Consider the following 19,381-nt stretch of genomic DNA (forward strand, 5'->3'; position numbering starts at 1 on the left):
ATCTTGATCCCTTTTTAATTATAAGGAGTCAATCGTATCACTTCACTGGCTTTATCAATATGTATCGTATAAAGTCCAGCTTTAAAATCAGGACCGGGAATCAGATCGCCGGGAACACTTCTTGTTATCAAGTTAGCAGGCTCAACCGTATACAGATTCTTCGTATCCTCCTCTTGCGCCCAACCATATCCTCTAAAGAACTTAAATCCCATAGTCTGATCAATATACACAACTGCTTCAAAGGCACTTGCCCCTACCTTCTTAAAGAAGAACCATTGGTGAGGATATGCGAAGTCCCAAGCAAGCGTAGCCACATAAGGTTCGCGTGGAAATCCAACTCCAGTACCGACAATATACATCACCTCCGGATAAAAAACATCCCGTGGGCGTTCCATATACATGAAACCATTTGATGTATTATATTTCAAGTTATAAAGTACCGACGGACCATCGAATTTTGCTTTGCTCCCTGAAACATCTTTAAAAAATTCCGGCCGGAGCATATTGGTGACATCACTACCAAAACCTATAAAATTAATCTTGGCGCTTTCCACCAACTGAACATCCAACTGGACATACCCTCCTCCCACATCAAAGAAGCGGGACTTATCAATATCAATGCTGTATGTCAAAGTCTTATCAGCCAGAAAACTCAACATATCAAAAGTGATATTCTCCAATGTATAACTCCCTACCTTAGGAGTCGGAATCGAAGTAGCTGCATCATCAGTCACAATCGCGATCTTATCGTCTGAATATCCCCATACCAAACCGGAATAATCAGGTTTATTATTTATTATCTTTTCGGCAACTTTAAAATGGTCGCCAATCCCTGCCAAATCCGCCGCACTCGTCCGGAAACTATAATCCGTTTCATTCTGACTCTCCTTGTCCATTTCATACACATTTCCCAAATCATCAACAAGGTATAATTGGGAAGGTGTTTCCGGACGGGTCACCGCCACACTTGCGGCCTCATCCAAAGTCAGGGTCGATTCATTGCCACCTAAATCGTTTACAGCTTTTATAGTCACCACAGGACGTCCATTCTGGAAACCAGCAACAAAAGGTAAAGTAGCTTCCTCTTCAATAACCGCAGAACGTCCGCTCAAGCCTTTAGACAAATTCAAGATTTCGGCTCCATCCATTGTCACTAATAATTGGAATGAAACCAAATCATTATATTCATCACTGACCTGTGCGGTGAACTTCACTTTATCACCAGCCGCCACAACCGTTTCACCATTCACTCCCCGCAATACGGCATTTTCTATTTTAGGTTTTGAAGGTGTAGGCCACTCCGGCCATTCACTTGGCTTACTAACATCATCTTTTGCACACGAAAGGAGCAATAACGACGACATGAATAATACATATATCTTTTTCATTTTTCTTAAGATCTCTAGTTTAACAATAATGAATGATGACATTAATTGCGAGCTGCCGCAAGATCCGCTTTCCATCCCTCACGTTCAAATGTCTGTACCAACACTTTTCCATAAGATTCCGAAGCTTGTTGAACCGCATAATTAGGAATAGGCACATATTGATGTGTAGGAGCCACTCCTTTGATCTTCGCTGTACGCTGCGCATACTGATTAAAACGGATGAGATCTATTTTACGCATCCCTTCATACAACATTTCATGTCCTCTTTCCGTAAGTAAAGCATCCAGGAAAGCTTCAACATTCGCTGTTGCCGATGACGGAAGCTCCCCCAGTCCAGCACGCTTACGCACCTCATTGACCGCAGCAATAGCGTCAGCAGACGGAGCTGCATTGTTTTTACGTACTTCGGCTTCCGCATACATGAGCAATACATCTGCCCAACGGGCTAACGGTATATCAGTCCCCTGAAAAGCCGTAGCTGTTTCCACCGGAAATTTATTAATGATAAACCCATCCCATGTAGTAGTATTCCGGTCAATCCAGGTTCCTGCAGTCGTATAATATTTAGTAAGGATCACTTCACGACGTTTGTCCGAAGGATCATACGTATCCCAAAATTTCGGAGACACGTTGAAAGTTTGTCCCCATCCCTGCCCTTGCAGATAGAAAGGAGTCGGATTTCCCTGATCGTCCACTCTGGCTGCATTATCGGGAGTAGCGAGCATCATCAGCGGATTAAAGTTGCCGGACTTATTCGTACCATCCGCCGTTTCATCACAACTGACAGCCATAATCACTTCCGAATTAAAGTTATTGGCATTTTTAAATTGCTCGATATAAGGATTGTCCCCTTTCTTGAAAAGACTATACCGTCCCTTCAACTCGTTATACATATCAATCGCTTTCTGATAATAACCGGACATATAATAGCCTTCATTCAGGCAATGCCGCATGATGCATACACGTGCATAGTCTTTATTGTAACGTCCCTGTTCCGGCTGCGTATCTGCAATATACTGATAAGCATACTCAAAGTCAGCCATAATCCACTCCGTCATTTGCTGCAATGTCGGACGTACCAGATTTTCCAGTTTTGAAGGATTAATCAGGTCGTTCGGATCGACAATCAAAGGAACAGGACCATATACATGCAATAGATAATACATCATCAATCCACGACAAAGACGGGCTTCAGCAATAAATTCTCTTTTACGCTCTTCAGAGACCACTTCGGTAGAAGCCTTCTCCAGTGTGCCGATCACATTGGTGAAGTAGGAAATCTCACTTACTTTCGGAAAGTGGTTCGGGTTTTCATCGCTTAATGTACCGCTTGCGTAATAAACACACTGACTGAAATCGGCTTTAGAAAGGAAATAATATCCGCCTCCCCAACCATTATTCCACACAGCCACCTCATCTGTCGGATAATCAAAGAACTTCAGTACACCTCCGGCAGGGATATACCAACCGTGCTGATTGCCACTTGTTCCGGCACCGATCCAATAGGTCCATGTTGTTGTAAAAGGCATATAGCAGGTCATCATAAATGATTCGTATTCGGCTTCAGTCACCGGATAATTAGAAACATTCAACGTGCCATACATCTTCGGATCAAAATTATCCTCACAACTGCACATGATAAATGCAATCATGACAAACACCTTAAATAATTTATTCTTGTTCATATTTTCAATCTTTTCTTTCGTTACAGGTTTTCTTAGAAACATATTTTTGCTCCGAAGGAGTATGTTCTCGTCATCGGATACTCCGCTTTGGAGCCGTCGCCACCCGTCTTTATTTCAGGATCGACACCTACAAACTTGGTAAAAGTAAACGGATTCTGACAGTCGACAAAAACTCTGATAGAACTCACATAATCACCTACTCTTCCCAGCTTCTTTCCTGAAAGGTTATATCCTAAAGTGATATTCCTGACACGTACGAACGAAGCATTCTGATAATCTTCCTCAAAACCTACGTTACCAGGCAAAGCGACAGCCTTTGTTGAAGCAATACCACGCCGGTTTCCATTCTGATTGGTTTGAGAATTCCAGATAGTATATACATATTTGTTCGAATTCTTGGGACTCGTGTAATACACATCTCCGACAAGTGCCCAACGATATGCATAGTTATAGCGTGTACGTCCGAATTGTCCATACATAAATACATCCAGATCAAAATCTTTGTATACAAATGTATTTCCAAAGCCTATGTGAATTTTTGGAAGTGTATTCCGCATCTTCACATCATCAATCGTTATTTTGTTATCCCCATTTGCATCCTTAATAATCGGATAACCGGGCTGTTGCGCATCTGCCGGCAAAGATTTCTGCGATTCGGGCATATTACTTTTATCTATGTTGATAACGCCTTCCGTTTCATAGTAATAATAAGCATTCACCGGTTCGTTCTTGCGGATTCGATATTCTTCATAATAATAGTTGGGCATCCGTTCTTTCCAAACGGCATTATGATGTGATAAGGTCAATTGTGAGGTCCACTTAAACACACGGGGGATTTCAAAGTTTAGTGAGTTGATAGTCGCATCCCATCCGTAACGTACATAATGTCCATAATTCATCGGGACGGAAGATGTCATACTAAGCGGAGAGGCAGAGTCATATCCCAGCAAGTTGGTTACATCATTGCGGAACATATCAAAACTTCCCCAGATTCTATCTTTCAGAACTGAAAAGTCTATACCTATATTTTTCATGGTAGTCTTTTCCCAGGTAACATTCGGGTAATCAGGACCGCTAAGCAGATAGGGTACATAAGTCACTGAATTGTTAGAGAACTTGATATATTGGGCTGCCAGACTGAAAGTGCCATAAAGCGAACTACCCAGATTATCATTACCTGTCTGTCCATAACTACCACGAATCTTCAACTGGTCAATCCATGATATATGCTTCATAAACGGCTCGTTAGATAATTTCCAAGCCAATGATACTGAAGGGAAATAGGCATATTTCTTTCCCGGGAAAAACTTATCCGTTCCATCGCGACGAATAGTAGCGGCAACTACATATCTGTCGAGCACATCCACACTTGCCCTGGCAAATTGAGAACGACGTTCATCGGCTGCCCTGAAAGAAGTCGGGTAGAAAGCGCCTTCCGCAGCTTCCACCTTATCAGCTGCAATGTGATCGTTAATCTGTTCGTAGTCAAGTTCAAGTCCATTTGAATCGTTCGTATATCTTCCCATACCGACTACGGCATCGACACGTAACAAATCTCCAAACTGTTTTTTGAAAGTCAATGTGCCTTCCATAGTTTGGTTTCTACGTTCAACATATCCCAAATGCCCTCTTGATTTATACATGTCCATAAAATATATATCAGAAGGAATATACAGATTACGATTAGCATTCTCCTTATTAATGCCATACATCAAACGGAAGGACAACATATCCTTGATTATATCCACATCGGCAGCAAAGTTTAGATAATAACCGCTTGTTTTAGTCCGGTCACTAACTTTTATCATTTCCGCCGGGTTAGGGTAATTTGAATATAAGGTAGGCTTTCCGTCCTCACCTCTGATTGGTAAATAAGAAGGATAAGTCAATGCTGATTGTATGGCATCGTACCCATTTCCACCACCACCGCCACCGGAAGTTGAGTTTGTATATTCATTTTCATTTACATTGACAATTGCTGTCAACTTAAGAAATGGAAGCAATTGTGAAGAAATGTTTGTCCGAAGAGCATAACGTTCCATAGCGGAGTTTTCTACCGTACCTTCCTGTTTGTAATAATTTCCGGACAGATAATATTTCAGCAGTTTAGAACCACCCGTAATTGTGATATTATGATTATTGATGCTACCATCCTTTAATACACAATCCAGCCAGTCTGTTGTTTGAGCGGCAGCTATCTGTTGAGGTGAGAATTGAGGTACCCATTTATTATCAAAAGGTTTATCACCATAAGGATACATACCGTTCGTAAATAAATAGTTTTCTTTATTGAAAATGTTGGCAACATTCATATATTCTTCCCCACTCAAAGGTTCCAGATACGGATAGTTTTTCACGATAGAATAATTTCCTTCATAAGTGATTTGGGGACGAGTTTCAGTACCTTTCTTTGTAGTGATTAAAACGACACCATTGGCTGCACCAATTCCATAAATGGAGGCAGATGCATCCTTTAACACTTCGATAGATTCAATATCGGCAGGATTAAGTCCGGCCAATCCCGAACGATTGATAGAGTTGGGCATAACCTGGTTTCCGTTTCCAACCTCTAAAGAAGTGGAAGGCATCATTACGCCATCCACTATAAAGATAGGAGTACCTGCCCCACGAATTGAAAGGTCAACTGCTCCACCCGGTTGCGGGCTTGTCAACGTAGCTTCCAGTCCGGCAGCCCGCCCAAGCAACATCTGTGACATATTACTTGTTGCGGCTCGCGATATTTTTTCCGTTTTTACCGTTGCAATGGAAGTTGTCAGATTCTTACGGGTGGTCGTTCCATACCCCACCACAACAACTTCATCCAACTGTTTTGAATCCTCTTTCATCGTCACATTCAACGTCATCGGTCGGGTAATTTTCTGCGTATATGTAGTGTAACCTATTGAAGTAAATTTCAGTGTCGAGCCTTCCGGAACTTGCAACTGGTAATTGCCATCTATACCGGTAATGGTTCCTTGAGTAGCCCCTTCTATCATCACAGTCACTCCCGGAAGAACCTCTCCGGATTCGTCCACTACCTTTCCGGTCACTTTGACCGGCTGTTTGTTATCCTGTGGTTGAGATGAAACTTTGTTTAATACAATCTGACGTTTTTCAATCGTATAAGATACTCCTTCGCCTTTAAAAAGTTTATCCAGTACCAGAGTCATCCGTTCATTTTTCACAGTAATGCTTACTATACGGCTTACATCAACAATGTCTTTGTTGTATAAGAAACGGTATTCTGTCTGATTTTCGATACTAGTCAAGACCTCCTCTACAGTCACATTTTTCAGTCGCAATGTAATTTTGGCGGATTGTGCCAGGATAGGTATACTGATAGCTTGCAAAGCTATACAAAACAACCATATAGCACAGATTCTCCCCATTTTTACATTCGCAGGTACATTAATTCTCTTTTTCATTTTTCTAATTGAAATAAGTTTCATACCTTTACATGTTTGGTTATTGGTTCTACAAATAAGTTGATTAACGAATAACTGAATCTTTGGAAAGGAAGGTGAGTCAGACCTTCCTTTTTTTATCAGTTGTCGGAAGCTGAATTCACTGATTATGTCTTTCTCATGGCTTGTATTATTTAAAGGTTAATAAATGTGTTTTTCTCTCGTTTCTATCAATAAGACGTTTCTAAAAATAAAAGCCACATTGGATATCGCATTATTTTTTCATCTGCATTATTTTTTCTTCAAACTATCGTTTATCCCAAATAATCTTTCTATTTTTACCCCCGACAATAGAACCTTTACTACAATACTATGCCGAATATCCAACAACAGACTTCCGACGACCGTTTTCTGGTAATAGCACTAAAACAGGATGATAAACAGGCTTTTACCCGACTATTCCATGCTTATTATAAAGATTTGGTATTGTTTGGCGGTACTTACATTCCGGAGAAATCTACCTGTGAAGATATTGTACAAAATATCTTTCTCAAACTATGGAATGACCGGAAATCATTGGTAATTGAGAACTCACTAAAATCATATTTACTGAAAGCGGTCAGGAATTACTGTCTGGACGAATTACGCCATCGCAGGATTATAGATGAGCACATTGCTTACGAACTTAAATCGGATTCTATAGATATAGATACGACAGAAAACTACATACTATATTCTGATTTATGCCGGCAACTTAAAAATGCATTGGAACAATTACCTCCTCAAGAAAGAGAAGTGTTCGAGATGAGCCGATTAGAAAATATTAAATATCAGGAAATAGCCAATCGCCTGAATATCTCTGTCAGAACGGTAGAAGTACGTATCAGCAAAGCATTGAAGCAGCTCCGCATCTTATTAAAAGATTTTTATTTACTACTTTTTTTATTTCTTTTCCACTAATGAATGTGGGATTTTCTTTCTGAAACGTCTATTATATATAAGGTAAAATGCATATGATAAATAAAGATTCAGACATAGAATTTATAATCTCCAGATATCTCTCGAAAGAGGCTACACCAGAAGAAATAAAGGTACTGGATGATTGGATATCGGCTACTCCCGAAAACTATAGGAGCTTTCTATCACAAAAGAATGTGTGGGAAGTCAGTCACCCGGCTTTTAATCCGGAAGAGATAGATGTGGACAGTGCGCACAGAAAAGTAATGGAACAGATTCTCCATCAAAACCAGCCGGTTTCCGTTCGTCCTAAGTTGTCCTTCCTGCACTATTGGCAGCAAGTGGCAGCTATCTTGCTTCTTCCTTTACTGATATTATCTGCTTATCTTTATTTTAAACCCGCTTCTCAAATTGCAGAGACTTATCAGGAGTTATTCACTCCTTATGGCACTTGGTCGGTAGTTAATCTGCCTGACGGTTCTAAGGTTTGGCTAAATGCCGGAAGTTCTTTAAAGTATCCGACTCAATTCAATGATAAGCAAAGAGTTGTTTCGATGCAGGGTGAAGCCTATTTTGAAGTAGAATCCGATAAAGAGCATCCCTTCATCGTAAAAACCAAACAACTGACTGTAGAAGCTACCGGCACAGCATTCAATGTGAACGCATACGCTCCGGATCATGTAGCAGCAGTGACGTTAGTAAAAGGAAAGGTCGCAGTCACTCTTGACCAGAAAAAGACGATTTCCCTTTCACCGGGAGAGAAAATTGACTATAATCTGGCCACTTCTTTATATAACGTCAATAAAACCAACACTTATAAATGGTGCTCATGGAAAGATGGAATACTCATTTTTAGAGATGACCCGCTGGAATATGTATTCAAGCGTTTGGGACAGACTTATAACGTGGAATTTATTCTGAAAGACGCTGAATTAGGAAAGTATTCCTATAAAGCGACTTTTGAAGGTGAATCTTTAAATGAGATTTTGCGCTTGCTTGAAATGAGTGCACCTATTCGCTGTAAAGAGGTTAGTAATCGCAACACCAATAATGAGAAGTTTGAAAAGCAGCGTATAGAGGTGAGTAGGACTATGCAATAAAGGTAGTTTCAGTCTGTGTAAAACGCCGTTTCCGTATGTTCTGACAAGGGATAATTCTCAATACTATGAGAAAAAATACTCATAGGAATGAGAAAAAATACTCATCGCAGTGAGAATGCTTGAGAATTTATTACTTCATCTTATACACCAGTGTACCACCTTTTACAATATCTTCATGCGAGATCGTTTTCTTTGTATATGGTTCGCCATTCAATGTAATACTATCTACATATTTATGTTCTTTCGACAAATTCTCCGCAATAATTGTGAAAGTCTTGCCATCGGCCAAATGCAAGGTCATCTTCGGCAACTGTGGAGCACCGAATACATATTCCGCACTTACCGGATCTACCGGATAGAATCCCATCGCACTAAGCATATACCAAGCAGACATCTGTCCGCAATCATCATTTCCGCAAAGTCCGTCGGGTTTGTTTTTGTATTGAGTATCAAATATTTCACGAACCAATTCCTGTGTACGTTCCGGACGACCAGCCAGTGCATACAAATAAGTCACATGATGGCTTGGTTCATTTCCATGAGCATATTGCCCGATTAATCCAGTAACATCTGCTAAACTTTCACCTTCTAGCTTAACCGTAAACAATGAGTCTAATTTATTCAAGAAAGGTTTTTCTCCCCCAAACAACTGGATTAATCCTGGAACATCATGTTGTACATGCCAAGTATATTGCCATGCATTTCCTTCCGTATAATCTCCACCGACACTTTCAGAATGTGCCAACGCACTTGGGTTAAACGGAGCTTTCCAAGTTCCGTCAGCTTTGCGCGGACGCATGAACTTCGTCTCCGGATCGAAAAGATTCTTATAATAGTCAGCACGTTTCGCAAAATAAGCGGCATCTTCCTCTTTACCCATACGACGTGCCATATCGGCAGCAGCATAATCATCATATACAGATTCTAAAGTGGAAGATACAGATTCTGCTTTTATCAGGTCTGTCGGGAAATAACCATATTTCGTATAAACCTCCCAATCAGACTTCAACGGATGAGATACAGTCTGCGTCTTCTTTATTATATTGAAAGCACGTTCAGCGTCAAAGCCACGGAATCCTTTGCGATAAGCCTCGGCAATGACTGATACGCCGTGATTACCAATCATACAGAAATTCTCTTTTCCCCACAATCCCCAAATAGGCAGGAAGCCTTGCACTTCACCCTGTTCGATGAGAGAATTCACAAAACCGTCCACACGCTCGGGAATCACCAATGTATAAAACGGATGAGCAGCACGGTAAGTATCCCACAAAGAGAATGTAGAATAGAAGGTTCCAGTTCCGGCTTTTACAATAGAGTCGGCGGCATTACGATACATACCATCTACGTCCGAAATTTGATTAGGCTGAATCAATGCGTGGTAGAAACAAGTATAGAAATTTGTCTTTTCATCATCGGTACCCTCTATTTCAATACGGCTCAAATAGTTATTCCATTCATTGTGGGCGGTAGCTCTTACTCCTTCAAAATCCCAGGCAGGAATTTCTGCTTCCAGATTCTTTTTAGCCCCGTCTATGCTGGTGGTGGAAAGAGCCACTTTCATCATCAGCTCGTCTCCCGGCTGCATATCAAAAGAGGCAATGATGCGTTTTCCTTTTTCTGTTTCGCCCATCGGAAGATAAAGTGAATCGACTACCGGACGGTTGAATTTCATCACAAAGAAATAATCCTGGTTGACCCATACCGTGTTATTGACATGTCCTGTCAGTGTTTGAGCATCTTCCCAGTTCACTTCACAACTGTTGACTTGTGAATGATATTGTTCTTCTCTCCATGCAGGGCCATGTTGCAAGTCAATCAATATAGAGGCAGAATCAGCCTTGTGATAAGTATAGCGGTGAAGGGCAGCATGGATAGAGGCAGTCAGTTCTGCTTTTACCTGTGGATCAGAGAGCTCTGCGGTGTAATATCCCGGAGTAGCCGCTTCTTTATCTTTAGAAAAATGACTACGATAAGCATCCCACGCACGGGCACGTGTGCCAGTGACCGGCATCACCAAAATATCACCTAAATCCATACATCCCGTTCCATTCAGATGTGTTTGAGTAAATCCCCAAATCAGGGAATCCTCATAAACATATTCAGAACAATAGCGCCAACCAACTGCTCCCGTCACAGGGCTGGTCTGTATCATACCGAAAGGATAACATGCGCCGGGAAATGTATGCCCGTTGTCTGCGCCACCGATAAAGGTATTAACGTATTGAGTATAATCTTTTGTATCCGTCTTTTCAGCCGGAGTACAAGAAGAATAAAAAAACAAGCCTGCTGCCAGAGTTGCAGCCATAAAAGGGGTTTTTCTTCTCATGGTAAATATAATAATGTTAAGTTAATGTCGCATTATATATGCTGATATTTATCTAATTTTTCACGATAGTAGCTTTCTACATCTTTCCAGTGGTAATAAGGAGCTACGTCTGTTTTCACCGGTAGTTTAGCTTCCTTTTCATTAAGTAATACTTTTACCAATACATCGTTACTTCCTTTTTTATGGAAAAAGACGAATTGCACGTTACTAGCCATCGGGAAAATATCATACGCTCTCCATTGTTCGGATAACTTTTCTACGTCAGGGTAAGATTCTCCATAATGATTCAGTTCCAATAAAGCGACTAACGGTAACAGACAAGACTCATGACCAAATCTTAAAGTGGCCTGGTTCTTACCTTCTTTCAAAGCAGCATCTGCCCTATCTAAAATATTACGCAACAAGTCGGCTTCCCGATAGGGCATCAAACCATCCGTTACAGGAGAACAAGCGTGTGTCAGATACCAATATAAGTTGTTACAACTCCATAAATCATAACACTCTTCATCCGTGAAAAGAGAATATAGCTGCATATCTGTATCATGACTCTGCATATTACAAGCCAAATCAAAAAGACGTCTCATCAGGCGCGCTTCATCAACGTTTGCTTTTACATACGCTTCGTCTGTAAACAATGTTTTCATCAACCGTTGCGGACGTACATGGGTAGCTTCAAAATCTTTCTGAACCTTCTTCACTTTATCGGAACTAGCTATTTTACTCAAATCCTTAGCAGGAGGATTCATGTAATACATATCATGGTAACTTGCATCATTCTTGATACATAGATTAGGATTCATCGCCTGCAATTGGAGGCATTCGGATGTCATGGATAATATACACCGGATGACAACTGTGGAACGGACATCCACTTCTGTTCCATCCGCAAATATCTGTGGGAAATTAGTATACATACGCTTTGCAATTCCTCTGTGTTGGCGTGCTCCCACCGAAGTCAGTTCACCAAGACGACCTTCCGCCATATCAGCCATGCGCAAAACAATATCCAGTGTGTTTTTACCTGTTGCAGTAAGTTTGTTTAAAGAGTCGGCTTTTAATAAAGTTTGCTTGGGGAAACGATAATCATTCGGATCAATCAAATACCGTGAACCATGACGCATATATGTGCTGATATAAAAAGGTTCGTACCCCTTAGGAGCAGCTGTCTGCTTGGCAGTAGGCGTGGGATATGCATAATAATTATTAGCGGATAAATACCGGTTTGCACGGATCTCTTCACGAGCAGTTTGTGCTTGTACCGTCCATACAAACAAAAGCAATAAAAGGATAGATGTGAGTTTTTTCATGATAGTATTATTCAATGTATTAATAGTTGTGCCACAAAATTAGAGATTTCTTCTCATTTAAAAGGATTTGATACAGACAAATATACTTAAATCTTAAATGAAGGAAGTTCCTATTTATATGGATTCGCTGTGATAAAACAAAAATTCGTACGACTTGTTGAATAAATATCAACTCAATTATTTATCTTTGTTAGCTTAATAACAAGCTGGCGCAAAAAACAATAAGTATAATGAAAGATTTCTTGAAATTTACACTTGCCACGGTGACAGGTATCATTTTGTCAAGTATTGTATTATTTATAATCAGCATGGTAACGTTGTTTGGCATCATGTCTGCTTCGGACACGGAAACAATCGTAAAAAAGAATTCTGTAATGATGCTCGACTTAAACGGAACGTTGGTTGAACGTACGCAAGAAGATCCGCTGGATATTTTATCACAGTTGTTGGGTGACGGTTCTAACACGTACGGACTGGACGATATTCTTTCTTCCATCCAGAAGGCTAAAGAAAACGAAAATATTAAAGGGATTTATCTACAGGCAAACTCATTAGGCACCTCCTATGCTTCTTTGCAGGAAATCCGCAACGCACTGCTCGACTTCAAAGAAAGTGGAAAATTCGTTATTGCTTATGCAGACTCCTATACGCAGGGACTTTATTATCTTTCCAGCGCAGCCGATAAGGTGTTGCTCAATCCCAAAGGAATGATTGAATGGCGGGGTATCGCCTCTGCTCCCCTGTTCTACAAAGATCTGCTGCAAAAAATAGGAGTTGAGATGCAGGTGTTCAAGGTGGGAACTTACAAATCTGCCGTAGAGCCGTTTATTGCTACGGAAATGAGTCCTGCCAACCGCGAACAGGTTACCACATTTATCACTTCTATCTGGGGACAGGTTACGGAAGGGGTATCTACTTCACGTAATATTTCTGTAGACTCACTGAATGTTTATGCAGATCGCATGCTCATGTTCTATCCGGCAGAAGAGAGTGTAAAATGTGGATTGGCTGATACTCTGATTTATCGCAATGATGTGCGTAATTATCTTAAGAAATTGGTAGAGATCAATGAAGATGATAATCTTCCTATATTAGGATTGGGCGACATGATGAACGTAAGGAAAAATGTGCCGAAAGATAAAAGCGGTAATATCGTAGCTGTTTATTATGCATCCGGTGAAATTACAGACTATCCGAGCTCTGCAACTTCCGAAGATGGGATTGTCGGTTCGAAAGTAATTCGTGACCTGCGCAAATTGAAAGATAATGATGATGTGAAAGCTGTTGTACTCCGTGTCAATTCTCCAGGTGGAAGTGCTTTCGCCTCGGAACAAATCTGGCATGCTGTGAAAGAGCTGAAAACAAAGAAACCGGTCATTGTCTCTATGGGTGATTATGCTGCGTCAGGAGGTTACTATATCTCTTGCGTTGCCGATACGATTGTTGCAGAGCCTACTACCCTGACCGGTTCTATCGGAATCTTCGGTATGATTCCTAATGTGAAAGGATTGACTGATAAAATCGGTTTAAGTTATGATGTCGTAAAAACGAATAAATACGCTGATTTCGGAAATATCATGCGTCCGTTTAACGAGGATGAGAAATCATTGCTTCAAATGATGATAACTGAAGGATATGATACCTTTGTAACTCGTTGTGCCGAAGGACGTCACATGACGAAGGAAGCTATCGAGAAGATTGCTGAAGGCCGTGTATGGACTGGGGAAACTGCTAAAGAACTGGGATTAGTAGACGAATTAGGTGGTATTGACAAGGCACTGGACATTGCTGTTGCAAAAGCCGGTATCGAAGGCTATACCGTTGTGTCTTATCCTGAGAAACAAGATTTCCTGTCTTCCCTGCTTGATACGAAACCGACGAATTATGTAGAATCACAATTACTGAAAAGTAAATTAGGCGAGTACTACCAGCAATTCGGCTTACTGAAAAATCTGCAAGAACAATCTATGATTCAGGCACGTATTCCGTTCGAACTGAATATAAAATAAACCGTAATACATGGACGAACACTTTATCAAGATACATAAGTGGCTCTACCCTGCCTCCTGGCTCTACGGAGCAGTGGTAATGATGAGAAATAAACTCTTTGACTGGGAAGTTCTTCAATCAAAGAGTTTTGATATACCTATTATCAGCGTGGGTAATCTCGCTGTAGGAGGGACAGGAAAAACTCCACACACTGAATATCTGATAAAGTTTCTTTGTAATCAATATAAGGTAGCTGTATTAAGCCGGGGATATAAACGGCACACGAAAGGTTATGTATTGGCAACTCCGGAAAGTACGGCAAGAAGCATTGGCGACGAACCTTACCAGATGCATCAAAAATTCCCGTCTGTCACAGTAGCTGTCGATGAAAAGCGTTGTCATGGCATAGAAAAGTTGCTTGCACTGCAAAAGCCTTCAATAGATGTTATCCTATTGGACGATGCTTTCCAGCACCGATACGTCAAACCGGGATTGAGTATTCTGTTAACGGATTATCACCGATTATTCTGTGATGACACTTTGCTCCCCGCAGGACGGCTTCGTGAACCAATTAGCGGCAAGAATCGGGCGCAAATCGTTATTGTCACCAAATGCCCGCAAGACATCAAGCCTATTGATTATAACATTATCACGAAACGGCTGAGCCTTTATCCATATCAACAGTTATTCTTCTCATCGTTCCGGTATGGTAACCTGCAACCAGTGTTCCCTACCATGTCTCCGGACACAAATGCAATTTCGACAAACCATGAGGTTGCTTTGTCCTCACTGACAAACACTGATATATTATTGATGACGGGAATTGCCTCACCTGCCCCTATTCTCGAAAGACTGGAAGGTTGTACCAAACAAATAGATTTACTATCGTTTGACGATCACCACAATTTCACTCATCGGGATATACAGCTTATCAAAGAACGGTTTCATAAACTGAAAGGAGAACACCGGTTGATTATTACCACCGAGAAAGATGCAACACGCCTGATTAACCATCCGGCTTTGGACAAGGAATTGAAACCATTTATCTACGCCTTGCCTATTGAAATTGAAATATTACAAAATCAACAAGATAAATTTAACCAACATATTATTGACTATGTTAGAGAAAATACAAGAAACCGCAGCTTATCTGAAAGGTAAGATGCATACCAGTCCGGAAACTGCCATTATACTAGGCACCGGACTTGGCAGTTTGGCAAACGAAATCACCGAGAAGTATGAAATAAAGTATTCAGATATCCCCAACTTCCCGGTATCTACCGTCGAAGGTCATAGCGGTAAGCTGATTTTCGGCAAACTAGGCAATAAGGATATCATGGCTATGCAGGGACGCTTCCACTATTACGAGGGTTATTCGATGAAAGAAGTAACTTTCCCTGTACGTGTCATGCGTGAATTAGGTATCAAAACCTTGTTCGTATCCAATGCCAGTGGCGGTACAAATGCAGATTTCGAAATCGGTGACCTGATGATTATCACTGACCATATCAACTATTTCCCCGAACATCCGCTTCGCGGAAAAAATATCCCTTACGGACCTCGCTTCCCGGACATGAGCGAAGCATACTGCAAGGAATTGATTAGTAAGGCTGACGAGATTGCCAAAGAAAAAGGAATTAAAGTACAACACGGAGTGTATATTGGTACGCAAGGTCCTACTTTCGAAACTCCTGCCGAATATAAATTATTCCATATCCTTGGTGCTGATGCAGTTGGTATGTCTACCGTTCCGGAAGTTATCGTAGCCAACCATTGTGGTATCAAAGTTTTTGGTATTTCCGTCATTACCGACTTAGGAGTAGAAGGAAAAATCGTAGAAGTAACACACGAAGAAGTTCAGAAAGCCGCTGACGCTGCTCAACCGAAAATGACCACGATCATGCGTGAACTTATCAACCGTGCCTAAACAATCATCCCGATTTATGAGAACTGAAATAGCATCTCTTGGTGAGTTTGGTCTGATTGACCGCCTCACCGAGGGAATCAAACTGGAAAACGAATCCAGCAAATATGGAGTGGGCGACGATGCCGCCGTTCTCTCCTACCCTTCAGAAAAGCAAGTACTGGTAACAACCGACCTGCTTATGGAAGGTGTGCATTTTGACCTGACTTATGTTCCCTTGAAGCATTTGGGATATAAATCAGCAGTAGTTAATTTCTCCGATATTTATGCCATGAACGGTACTCCCCGGCAGATTACGGTATCTCTTGGTCTTTCCAAGCGTTTCAGCGTGGAAGATATGGACGAACTTTATTCCGGTATCCGTCTGGCTTGCCAGCAATACAATGTCGACATTGTGGGAGGCGATACCACTTCTTCTCTGACAGGTCTTGCTATCAGCATTACTTGTATCGGCGATGCCGATAAGGATAAAGTAGTTTACCGTAATGGAGCCAAAGACACTGACCTGATCTGCGTCAGCGGCGACTTGGGAGCAGCCTATATGGGTTTACAACTTTTGGAACGTGAAAAAGTCGTATTGCAAGGTGATAAAGATGTCCAACCGGATTTCTCCGGCAAAGAGTATTTATTAGAACGCCAATTGAAACCGGAAGCGCGCAAAGATATCATTGAGAAATTGGCAGCCGCCAATATAATCCCTACTTCTATGATGGACATTTCTGACGGCCTGTCATCAGAACTGATGCATATCTGCAAACAAAGCAATACTGGTTGCCGCGTTTACGAGGAGCATATCCCAATCGATTATCAGACAGCTGTTATGGCCGAAGAGTTTAACATGAATCTTACGACTTGTGCCTTGAATGGTGGAGAAGATTATGAACTACTCTTTACTGTTTCCATCGCCGATCATGAGAAAATTTCACAAATGGAAGGAGTTCGTCTCATCGGACATATTACCAAACCTGAACTTGGCTGTGCATTGATTACCCGTGATGGACAAGAATTCGAACTAAAAGCACAGGGATGGAATCCATTAAAAGAAGATAAATAATAGATTTCATCACATACCTGAAATATTTTTCATCTTATACAACACTGATAATTAGCCGACTAACTTTTTATCAGTGTTTTTTATTTCCATAAGACTTGCAGAATCCAAAAGTTTCACTACCTTTGCAACCGCAAAAGAGATATTACCGGACCGAACAAGCACGAGGTGCCATAGCTCAGTTGGTAGAGCAAAGGACTGAAAATCCTTGTGTCCCCGGTTCGATTCCTGGTGGCACCACTAACGATTCGGTAATAAAAAATCCCTTGAACTTTTGAAGTTCAAGGGATTTTTTTATTCCTCGTATTGCAATTTGCAACCGCCTATACTTTAGAACTATGCAGTTTTTTATAAATCTCCACACGAGCATCTATTTCTGCTTGAGTCAAATGCGCAGGAAGTTCAATGGTAGTCCGCGGAGTTATTGCTACCAATACCATATCTCCCAAACCCTTTTTATACTCTTTAATAACATTTTCAGTAAACTGACTGGATGAAATAACATCACGCATTATATTACCTTTTTTCATATCTCTAATTATTTTGTTTTTTATTTTACACACAAGCAGAATATACACTTCCCTATACAGGTTTAGATTGAGCTAAATCTTCCGATGTAGATTTGTTTTCCAAAGAGATATTGATCGCATTCATGCCTTTCACTCCACGCTCAAGGTCAAATGTTACGATATTATTTTCTGCAATATTGCCAATGACATTGTTTACATGAAAAAAGTATTTCTCAACACCTGAAAGGTCTTTAATAAAGCCAAATCCTCTTGACTCATTAAAAAACTCAACCCGTCCTCTCAAGATCGTCGGCTCCTCTTCTTCCTTTTTAGGAGTTGCTATAATTATTTCATCCGGATTAATTTCTTCCTTCTTTATATCCTCTGTCGGAGGAGTCGAAGTTATCATTCCGTTCTCATCTACATAGGCAATCATATCCTCAAAGCTATTTGAGCTGCCCGATAATTTCTTGCTTTCTTTCTTTTTCAGTTTTTCTTCTCGTTTAGCGAGTCTTTTCTTTTCATTTTCACGTTTACCAACTGTCATGGATTTTGCCATAGAATTTATATTTAGTTTTATATTAATTTTAAAGAGATTGTTATTTGTTGATTTCAAATAGTATAACTGGCTTTATTCAGCTTCTTACCCGTCAGTTTCTGAATATCATTAACGAGTTTACGCTCTTCCTGCGAGCAGAATGTCAGTGCTGTCCCTGTATTCCCGGCTCTTCCGGTACGTCCGATACGATGCACATACGTTTCCGGCACATCAGGAAGATCATAGTTGATAACTAAAGGAAGTTCGTTAATATCGATACCTCTGGCTGCAATATCAGTAGCCACCATCACACGTGTTTTGCCCGACTTGAAATTGCCCAAAGCCAACTGCCGCGCCGCCTGACTTTTATTTCCATGAATCGCCTGGCTACCAATTCCCGCCTTGCCCAGTATCTTTACGATCTTATCAGCATTATGCTTCGTACGTGAAAATACCAACACCGACTGATCTTCTGATTTTTGCAAAATCGAAACCAATAAAAGACTCTTTTCCTTTTTCTCTACGAAATAAACCATCTGTTCAATAGCATCCACAGTCGATGATTTCGGAGTTATGCTGATTCGTACAGGATTCTTCAACAAAGAATTCGTTAAAGAAATAATTGTATCAGGCATTGTAGCGGAGAAGAATAAAGTCTGTTTTTCTTTCGGAAGTTTCGGTAATATCCGCTTGATATCATGAATAAATCCCATATCAAGCATGCGGTCTGCTTCATCAAGTACAAAATATTGTATCTTATCCAGATGGATATGCCCCTGATTCATCAAGTCAAGCAAACGTCCCGGTGTAGCAACCAGGATATCAATTCCTTTGTGTAACATGTCAACTTGAGGACGTTGATTTACTCCGCCAAAAATAACCCCATGCCGCACTTGGGTATATTTGGCATAATCATTAATGCATTCACTTATTTGCAAGGCAAGCTCACGGGTGGGCGTCAAAATCAACGCTTTAATCCCCCGGCACTTGGCTGCCTCTTTATTCATTTGCAAATGTTGTATAATGGGAATAGCAAACGAAGCAGTTTTACCTGTTCCCGTTTGCGCACAGCCTAATATATCTCTTTTTGCTAATGCAGCCGGAATTGCCTCTCCCTGAATGGGAGTGGGCACTGCATATCCTTTTTCTTCAATAGCTTTTAAAATCGGTTCGGTTATATTTAATTCTTTAAATGTCATA

14 protein-coding genes and 1 tRNA gene are annotated in these 19,381 nt (G+C 40.8%); 7 read left to right on the forward strand and 8 right to left on the reverse strand.

The annotated features are described in order from the left end of the window. Positions 1–14 precede the first annotated feature (14 nt). Genes N5O98_RS05665 through N5O98_RS05675 form a run of 3 tightly spaced genes read right to left on the reverse strand, consistent with a single transcriptional unit; the run spans position 15 to position 6,522 of the window. A complete protein-coding gene (locus N5O98_RS05665; protein WP_118161268.1) occupies positions 15–1,430 on the reverse strand; it encodes a DUF5125 domain-containing protein in 1,416 nt (471 codons plus the stop codon). Then, entirely contained in the window at positions 1,430–3,073 is a 1,644-nt protein-coding gene (locus N5O98_RS05670; RefSeq protein WP_022200212.1) for a RagB/SusD family nutrient uptake outer membrane protein, read from the reverse strand. Before N5O98_RS05670 ends, N5O98_RS05665 begins: the two co-directional genes overlap by 1 nt. Positions 3,074–3,105: 32 nt before the next feature. Next, positions 3,106–6,522: a SusC/RagA family TonB-linked outer membrane protein gene (locus tag N5O98_RS05675; protein WP_004310626.1), complete on the reverse strand. Its 3,417-nt coding sequence runs from the start codon at positions 6,520–6,522 to the stop codon at positions 3,106–3,108. A gap of 327 nt (positions 6,523–6,849) precedes the next feature. Between N5O98_RS05675 and N5O98_RS05680 the strand changes: the two genes are divergently transcribed. Both N5O98_RS05680 and N5O98_RS05685 read left to right on the forward strand, forming a co-directional pair. Next, positions 6,850–7,437, forward strand: a complete 588-nt coding sequence (locus N5O98_RS05680) for an RNA polymerase sigma-70 factor (RefSeq protein ID WP_004310625.1) — start codon at positions 6,850–6,852, stop codon at positions 7,435–7,437. Positions 7,438–7,490: 53 nt separating this feature from the next. After that, positions 7,491–8,534 (forward strand): FecR family protein, encoded by a 1,044-nt coding sequence (locus N5O98_RS05685; RefSeq protein ID WP_004310624.1) that lies wholly within the window; start codon positions 7,491–7,493, stop codon positions 8,532–8,534. A 130-nt stretch (positions 8,535–8,664) separates the two neighbouring features. Here the strand turns inward: N5O98_RS05685 and N5O98_RS05690 are convergent, their stop codons facing one another. Both N5O98_RS05690 and N5O98_RS05695 read right to left on the reverse strand, forming a co-directional pair. Continuing rightward, a complete protein-coding gene (locus tag N5O98_RS05690) occupies positions 8,665–10,863 on the reverse strand; it encodes a GH92 family glycosyl hydrolase (protein WP_032856059.1) in 2,199 nt (732 codons plus the stop codon). Between the two features lie 32 nt (positions 10,864–10,895). Then, a complete protein-coding gene (locus tag N5O98_RS05695) occupies positions 10,896–12,170 on the reverse strand; it encodes a histidine-type phosphatase (protein ID WP_004310622.1) in 1,275 nt (424 codons plus the stop codon). Positions 12,171–12,400: 230 nt separating this feature from the next. Between N5O98_RS05695 and sppA the strand changes: the two genes are divergently transcribed. The 5 genes from sppA to N5O98_RS05720 all read left to right on the forward strand — a co-directional run bounded on the left by sppA (position 12,401) and on the right by N5O98_RS05720 (position 17,374). Continuing rightward, a complete protein-coding gene (gene sppA / locus N5O98_RS05700) occupies positions 12,401–14,179 on the forward strand; it encodes a signal peptide peptidase SppA (RefSeq protein WP_004310621.1) in 1,779 nt (592 codons plus the stop codon). Between the two features lie 10 nt (positions 14,180–14,189). Beyond that, positions 14,190–15,320 carry a tetraacyldisaccharide 4'-kinase gene (lpxK, locus tag N5O98_RS05705; protein ID WP_004310620.1) on the forward strand — a complete coding sequence of 377 codons (1,131 nt, stop codon included), beginning with the start codon at positions 14,190–14,192 and terminating at the stop codon, positions 15,318–15,320. After that, positions 15,277–16,086, forward strand: a complete 810-nt coding sequence (locus N5O98_RS05710) for a purine-nucleoside phosphorylase (protein WP_004298940.1) — start codon at positions 15,277–15,279, stop codon at positions 16,084–16,086. Before lpxK ends, N5O98_RS05710 begins: the two co-directional genes overlap by 44 nt. 16 nt (positions 16,087–16,102) lie before the next feature. Further along, positions 16,103–17,137 carry a thiamine-phosphate kinase gene (gene thiL / locus N5O98_RS05715; RefSeq protein WP_004310619.1) on the forward strand — a complete coding sequence of 345 codons (1,035 nt, stop codon included), beginning with the start codon at positions 16,103–16,105 and terminating at the stop codon, positions 17,135–17,137. 164 nt (positions 17,138–17,301) lie between these two features. Beyond that, positions 17,302–17,374, forward strand: a tRNA-Phe gene (locus tag N5O98_RS05720). An 83-nt stretch (positions 17,375–17,457) separates the two neighbouring features. Here the strand turns inward: N5O98_RS05720 and N5O98_RS05725 are convergent. Genes N5O98_RS05725 through N5O98_RS05735 form a run of 3 tightly spaced genes read right to left on the reverse strand, consistent with a single transcriptional unit; the run spans position 17,458 to position 19,380 of the window. Beyond that, positions 17,458–17,664: a hypothetical protein gene (locus N5O98_RS05725; RefSeq protein ID WP_004307025.1), complete on the reverse strand. Its 207-nt coding sequence runs from the start codon at positions 17,662–17,664 to the stop codon at positions 17,458–17,460. A gap of 52 nt (positions 17,665–17,716) precedes the next feature. Next, positions 17,717–18,202, reverse strand: coding sequence for a cold shock domain-containing protein (locus N5O98_RS05730; RefSeq protein ID WP_004307024.1), 486 nt, complete (start codon positions 18,200–18,202; stop codon positions 17,717–17,719). Positions 18,203–18,255: 53 nt separating this feature from the next. Beyond that, on the reverse strand, positions 18,256–19,380 hold the full coding sequence (locus N5O98_RS05735; protein WP_004296138.1) for a DEAD/DEAH box helicase: 1,125 nt from the start codon (positions 19,378–19,380) through the stop codon (positions 18,256–18,258). Between the last annotated feature and the right edge of the window lies 1 nt (position 19,381).

Origin of the sequence: Bacteroides sp. LFL-34 (assembly GCF_027257075.1) — a bacterium.
GTDB classification, from domain to species: domain Bacteria; phylum Bacteroidota; class Bacteroidia; order Bacteroidales; family Bacteroidaceae; genus Bacteroides; species Bacteroides ovatus.

What these genes read in the sequence shown, in the direction of transcription:
- lpxK (WP_004310620.1), top strand. Translation starts at nt 14,190, where the DNA reads ATGGACGAACACTTTATCAAGATACATAAGTGGCTCTACCCTGCCTCC.
- N5O98_RS05725 (WP_004307025.1), bottom strand. Translation starts at nt 17,664, where the DNA reads ATGAAAAAAGGTAATATAATGCGTGATGTTATTTCATCCAGTCAGTTT.
- thiL (WP_004310619.1), top strand. Translation starts at nt 16,103, where the DNA reads ATGAGAACTGAAATAGCATCTCTTGGTGAGTTTGGTCTGATTGACCGC.
- sppA (WP_004310621.1), top strand. Translation starts at nt 12,401, where the DNA reads ATGAAAGATTTCTTGAAATTTACACTTGCCACGGTGACAGGTATCATT.
- N5O98_RS05670 (WP_022200212.1), bottom strand. Translation starts at nt 3,073, where the DNA reads ATGAACAAGAATAAATTATTTAAGGTGTTTGTCATGATTGCATTTATC.
- N5O98_RS05665 (WP_118161268.1), bottom strand. Translation starts at nt 1,430, where the DNA reads ATGTCATCATTCATTATTGTTAAACTAGAGATCTTAAGAAAAATGAAA.
- N5O98_RS05690 (WP_032856059.1), bottom strand. Translation starts at nt 10,863, where the DNA reads ATGAGAAGAAAAACCCCTTTTATGGCTGCAACTCTGGCAGCAGGCTTG.
- N5O98_RS05680 (WP_004310625.1), top strand. Translation starts at nt 6,850, where the DNA reads ATGCCGAATATCCAACAACAGACTTCCGACGACCGTTTTCTGGTAATA.
- N5O98_RS05675 (WP_004310626.1), bottom strand. Translation starts at nt 6,522, where the DNA reads ATGAAACTTATTTCAATTAGAAAAATGAAAAAGAGAATTAATGTACCT.
- N5O98_RS05735 (WP_004296138.1), bottom strand. Translation starts at nt 19,380, where the DNA reads ATGACATTTAAAGAATTAAATATAACCGAACCGATTTTAAAAGCTATT.
- N5O98_RS05695 (WP_004310622.1), bottom strand. Translation starts at nt 12,170, where the DNA reads ATGAAAAAACTCACATCTATCCTTTTATTGCTTTTGTTTGTATGGACG.
- N5O98_RS05685 (WP_004310624.1), top strand. Translation starts at nt 7,491, where the DNA reads ATGATAAATAAAGATTCAGACATAGAATTTATAATCTCCAGATATCTC.
- N5O98_RS05710 (WP_004298940.1), top strand. Translation starts at nt 15,277, where the DNA reads ATGTTAGAGAAAATACAAGAAACCGCAGCTTATCTGAAAGGTAAGATG.
- N5O98_RS05730 (WP_004307024.1), bottom strand. Translation starts at nt 18,202, where the DNA reads ATGGCAAAATCCATGACAGTTGGTAAACGTGAAAATGAAAAGAAAAGA.